Origin of the sequence: Methanobrevibacter sp. 87.7 (assembly GCF_002208625.1) — an archaeon.
GTDB lineage: Archaea > Methanobacteriota > Methanobacteria > Methanobacteriales > Methanobacteriaceae > Methanarmilla.
This window is the reverse complement of record NZ_MRCT01000106.1, coordinates 1-6,598: the sequence shown is the minus strand read 5'-3', so window position 1 is coordinate 6,598 and position 6,598 is coordinate 1. Positions and strand designations below refer to the sequence as shown.

At 25.0% G+C, this 6,598-nt stretch carries 2 protein-coding genes; both read right to left on the bottom strand.

The window, feature by feature from the left end:
- A partial coding sequence (locus BGI41_RS05935; protein ID WP_143744798.1) for a hypothetical protein occupies positions 1 to 4,168 on the bottom strand: 4,168 nt, incomplete at its 3' end.
- 667 nt (positions 4,169 to 4,835) lie between these two features.
- The gene (locus BGI41_RS05930; protein ID WP_088539470.1) at positions 4,836 to 6,218 is read right to left on the bottom strand and encodes a hypothetical protein; all 1,383 of its coding nucleotides are present in this window, start codon (positions 6,216 to 6,218) and stop codon (positions 4,836 to 4,838) included.
- Positions 6,219 to 6,598 lie beyond the last annotated feature (380 nt).

Sequence of the window (6,598 nt, the reverse complement as noted above, 5' to 3'; positions counted from 1 at the left end):
CTTTAAGAATAGCAGTGAAATATCCACCACGTTCACCATGATAGAAATCAACAGCAGTTTGAGTCATATTACTACAAGTTATACTAGTATCTAATTTTTTCTTAATTACAATTAATGAAGAAGCATTTGAACCAGAAAATGTTTCATTACCTTCATAATTGACAAAGATTCTAAATTCACCATTTAAATTATTAATATATGCAAGACCATTTTCATCAGTTATTAATGTTCCTACAGAAGTACCATTAATACTATATTTAAGTTCAGCATTAGTAATAGGATTATTCTCATTATCAATTAAACTAATTACAACAGTTTTATTTTCATCTACAGATATAATAATTGAACTAGAATAAGGATGAGAAATATTAAATGTAGTTGAATTAATTGAACTAGAATAACGATCATCACCTGCAAAGTTAGCAATGATGAAATAATTTCCAAAGTCTAAATTATTAATATCAAATAAAGATTCACCATTTTCATCAGTAACAATATTATAAGTCATTTGACTACCATTATTACTAGAGAATATAATAAGTTCTATATTTTTATTTTTAATTGGATTATTATAATAATCAGATAATTTAGTATTAATTAAAGTACTGTTTGTACTTCCATTAATTGGAGTATCAATTATTACATAAGTAGTTCTAAGTCCTTTAATAACTACTTGAATGGTTTGTACTTCATAATCAACTTTACCAACTACAAGATATTCACCTGCAAGAGCTGTTAAAGTAGTAGAGAAATAACCATTTTCAAGAGTTCCATTATTTTTACCAAGACTACCTTCATTAGGATCTAATGAAGTATCTAATCTTATAAATCTAATAGGAACTTTACTTACATTATCTTTATTATTTGTTCCATTCCAGTAAAGGTTTCCAATAATCATTTTAGTATCATTAACATTTGTAATATTTTCATAGGTTAAATTAAATACTAAATAGATATCTGGAGCATTTACATTTACTAATAAATTATTCCAATTTGGAGTATTATTACCCCACCAATTATAATCTAATGACATATTAGTTTGATTAGTATCATTTTTATAAATACTACTTATATTTGAATATGAACCATTAACTAAACATTGATTATCAATAAATACATTATAATTAGCAATGAAACTAGAATTAGAATAAATAGCTGCACCATTTTCATTTGCAGTGTTATTTATAAATCTATTAGAATCTAAAACAATATTGCTTCCTTTATAGGTATTACCGCTTAAGTAAAGAGCACCACCAATAGTTCCATCATTATTTAAAAATGAACAGTTACCAACATAAAATTGGGAAGCTGATCCATAATAACTTAATGAATGATATATTGCACCACCAGTAGTAGCTTGATTATTTAAGAATGTTGAATTTGTTACATTAACAACATTATGATAATTTTGTAATGCTCCACCATTTACACCAGTGTTATTTTCAAAGTAACAACCATCAATTATAGCATTTCCAAATCCAGTGAAAATAGCTCCACCTTCATTAGCAGTATTTCCAATGAAAGTTGAATTATAAATATTACTTTTACCTTCAGAATCTATAGCACCACCACGAATGGTATTACTATTAATACCTTCTCCTTTTACACCAGTATTATTAATAAATGTACAATTATTAATAAGTCCGAAATAACCATGTAATGCTCCACCAGATTGAGCAGAGTTATTTATAAACCTACAATCACTAATATTTGAAACATTATTGTATGTTTTAATAGCTCCTCCCCAGTAAAGAGCATGGTTACTTATAAAGTCACAATTTGTAATTGAAGCTACACTAGTAGTTCTTAAATATATAGCTGCACCAGTTCCTCCACCAGAGCCTTTGTAAAATGAATAATTATTTAATGATAATGCAGTGTTATTTTCAAATAATGAATTTTTAACATACAATTGAGTGTAGTATAAATAAATTGCTCCACCTGCATCATTATAAGAACTACCATTATTTACTATAAATTTACAATTTTCAATATCTGTAAATGAACGATTAGCAACATCTGCACCAGTGAATATTGCTCCTCCAAGAGGTGCTGTGTTATTAGTAAATGTGGAATTTCTAATTATTAAATAACCACCATAATTGAAGATTGCTCCACCTCTATTATAATCAATATAAGTACCAGATAATGGGTCAATTACTTTATTATTATAAAATGTACAATTATTTATGTATAAATAACCGTGATTATAAATTGCACCACCATCACCTTCATTAAATGCATTTCTAAATGTTAAACCTTTTAATGTAATATTATAATCAGAATCTTCAATAGATAATATTGGTTTATTAGAAACATTACTTCCATCAAAGATTAATTCTCCACCATTTAATGAAGTAATTGTAAATGTAGTTATATCTTTAGTATATTCACTTTCAATAATGACTGAATCATTATAATAATAAACTCCTTCTAAACCTTTAATAATTTGATTATCTTCAACATCAGCAATTGCATCTTGTAATGTTTTATATCCTTTATCACCAATAAACCAATAACTTTTATAAATTTCAAAATTACCAGTATTAATTATTGGATTTAAAGAATTTGAATAATTACCAGATACAAAATAGAATCCAATTTTAGTATTATCAAAATTATAACTTGCAACACCATTTAATAAAGGAACATTAATAAAGAAATCATTATTTAAATAGAAACTTATTTCTCCTCCACTTATTGGATTTCCACTATTATCAGTAACTGTAGCATTTAATATAGGAGTTGATTTATTAAATTCAAATTTATAACTGCTATTATCCATGAAATTAATGTATGGATTAATAATTTTACTACTATTTAAATAAATGTAATTTCCATTTAATTTACTAGTAGAATTAGATACATCATTATAATTTAATTCAATACTTGAATTAAATAAATATATAGATCCACCATAAGCATCTGCTGAATTACTATCAAATAAAGTGTTATTAATTACAAAGTTAGTATCTTTACCATTAATAGCTCCACCATTAATATTAGTATTATTTACAAATACAGAATCAGTAATTATAACATTACCTTCATTAGAAATAATTCCACCTTGATTATTACTTGTGAAATTTGAATTAGAAATACTTAAATTACCATTATTAATAATCGCAGTTTTAGCATTAATAAATGTTAAATTTGTAATTTTAAGATTTGATGAAGAATTTAATATATAATCATTAGATTCACCATTTATAATAACACCATTATTAGTTTCACCAATAATTGTAGTAATATGTTTAATATCTTGTGAATTTAAGATATAATTTCCATTGAAAACATAAATTGTTCTACTACCACCTAAATCTTCATTTGCAGTAATAGCTTTAGCAATAGTTTTATATGGATTATCTTTAGTTCCATCACCGTTTTCATCACTACCATTTGTTGAAACATAAATAGTATTAGACTCTAAATCATTAACAATAAATTCTATATAATATGTACTAATAGGTACATAAGCAATGATTGATTCATCACCATCATTTACTGCAATATATTTTACACTAGCAATTCCATTTTCAATACTAATTTCATCTGGTTTTACCTCACCTAAACTTGGATTAAATCTAATATCCATATTTGGCATTGATTGAGATAAAGATGAAATATTTTCTCCATCAGTATATTTAGTAAAATCAACGTTTAAATCTACTTCATCTCCAACGAGGATTCTATCTTTTTGAGGAGTAATATTTAATATTGTCCAATAATCTGCAGTGATATTTATACCAATTAAATTTGAAGGATTTGAATTAGTTCCAAAGTAATTGTAATTTGCATTAATAGGAACTTTTACATTACTTTGATCAATTACAGTAACATTTTCAGGGAAATTATCAAAAATATTATAATTTATATTAACTTCTTTTACTAAATTACTGAAAAGTTCTATTGCAGAACCTGCAGATGCATTATTTCCATAAAATATACATCTTGTTACATTAATTGCTCCATTTTGTACTCTAATAGCACCACCGAAGTTATAACCATAACCTCCGCCTTTTGCACTATTATTTATAAATATACAATCAGTAAAAACAGATGCATTAGCAGAATATACTGCACCACCAAAATTACCAACATTATTAATAAAAGTTGAATTTTTAACTATTAAAACATCATTTAATGAGTAAATAGCAGAAACCCACATTTTTCCAGTGTTATTCTCAAATCTACAATTATTAACATTAATTATGGAATTATAAGAAGTACCAGATGTAATAGCTGCACCATTATATGCACTTGGATTAACATTAATGAAAATAATATTATCTACTGTGAAACTTAAATTATTACCAACAATACAGATTAAACCACTTTTATTTAATCCATCAAAATAAACATTACCAAAACCAGTAATTGTTACATTTTTAGTAATATTAAGTTCTCCTTCAGAATAAGTACCTTCAGCAACATAGATTGTGTCATATTTTCCATTAGAACTATTAACAAGTAATAAAGCTTGTTTTAATGTTTTTAATGCAGAAGTCCAATATAAACCATCATTTTTATCATTACCATTTTTAGTATCAACATAAAGGATATTGTTATATGCCTTATTAATGAAGTTTACAGTAATATTTCTACCATAAACATTTGCTGTTACAGAACCATTACCTACATCATTAGCAGTATAAGTTAAATTTCCAATTCCATTAATAAGTGAAAAATCATTAGAACTTACATCACCTTTTACAGCATTAACACTTACAGGAACCTCATAGACAAATTTACTACTATTAATCTTTTCATTATTTTGAGTGTTAATTAATGAAAAATCAATATTAGCAGATTGACCACAATATAAATCTGAAGTATTAGTACTTGATTCTTAATATTAACCAATAATTTGGATCTGAAATATCATATAATAAGTTAGAATCAAAGGTTTTATTATCTTGGGTATTACCCCACCAGTTATAATCAATATTTAAAACAGAACTTGCATTTGCAAGAGCATATGGTGCCTTATTATCTGAAATAAGAGAGTAAGTTAAATTACCATAAGCATAAACATAATCAAATACTGCACTATAATCAGGGTAATCATAATCATTATTAACAGAATTATTTACTGCAACACAATTAGAAACATCAAGAAAAGCTTGAGAGAAATAGCTAGATTCAGCATAAATAGCTGCACCAGTACCATTTACAACAGAATTTCCAATAAAACTAGAGTTATAAACTTTAGCATCTGCACCATAAACGTAAACAGCACCACCTAAAGTATCTGCATACCCTGAAGCAATATTATTAACAAATTTAGAACCTACAATTAATAATGTAGAATTATCTGCTTTTATTGCTCCACCATCACGATATGCAGTGTTATTTACAAATACACTATTTAATATAGTTGTAAAAGATTCACTTACACCAGAAACAGCACCACCATCATGACTTGAAGCAGTATTTCCTTCAAAATATGAATTATTAACTAATACAGTACCAGAATTATCAATTCCAGCAGAACCAGAAGCAGTATTGTTAATAAATGAACAATTATCTACATTTAAAGTAGCACCAGACTTTACAATAACTGCTGCACCATAAATTCTAGAATTAGCATTTCTAAGTGTTAAAGATTTTAAAACAAGATTTGAATTAACTACAAAAATGGAATTTGTTTTATTTCCATCAATTATAGTTCCATTTTGACTTTCACCAATAATTGAAACATCATTATTTAAATTAAATCCATATTCCGTATATACACCATTAAAAAGTTTAATAACATTACATGTATTATTTACTTTAGTTAAAGCATATTTAATAGTAGCATAAGGATTATCTAAAGATCCATCACCATTAGTATCACTACCATTTAATGAAACATAGATTATCCCATTAGAAGAATCTTTTAATAAATTATTTTTAACAACAAGATTAGAATTATCAGAATTAATACTATTATTACTATTTAAAATTTTATTATCATTTACATCAAGAGAATCATCAATATTAATATTTGGACTATTAACACTAGATTCAACATGAGATTCATTAATATCAATATTTGGACTATTAATATTAGATTCAACATGAGATATATTAGATTCTAAAACTACATTCGAAGATGAACTTGACGTAAGATTAGAATCAACTGATGTAGCAAATGCAGATGGAATTGCTATTAACAATATTAAACCTAAAAGTAGTACTAATAGAAAATTCTTTCTAAAATATTGCATGATCATTCTTCCTCCTAAATTATTAAATAAACAAAAATAATATAATTACACAAATATTTTTTAAAATTAAAAATTTAAGAACATATATTAAATTTTAATTATATTATTTCAACAAACATTACAAAAAAAACTCCAAATAAAATATTAATCAATAAAATCTGAAAAATAAAACAATTGAAATTGAAATGCAATGTTTTGCATATTGAAGAATATGCACTTAATGTATATATATATTATAGTATTTAAAAATTATATTTTAAAAAATAAATAAAAAATAATCAAAATAATATTTAATTAAAAAAAAATTGAATAAAATACATAAAAAATAAAAATAACGAAAAAAAATTAAATATAATAAGTATGTCTCTTATATACATCTGACGCTG

Bases quoted from the DNA above. Each gene is read 5' to 3' on its own strand.
- BGI41_RS05930 (WP_088539470.1), bottom strand. From the start codon at position 6,218: ATGATCATGCAATATTTTAGAAAGAATTTTCTATTAGTACTACTTTTA.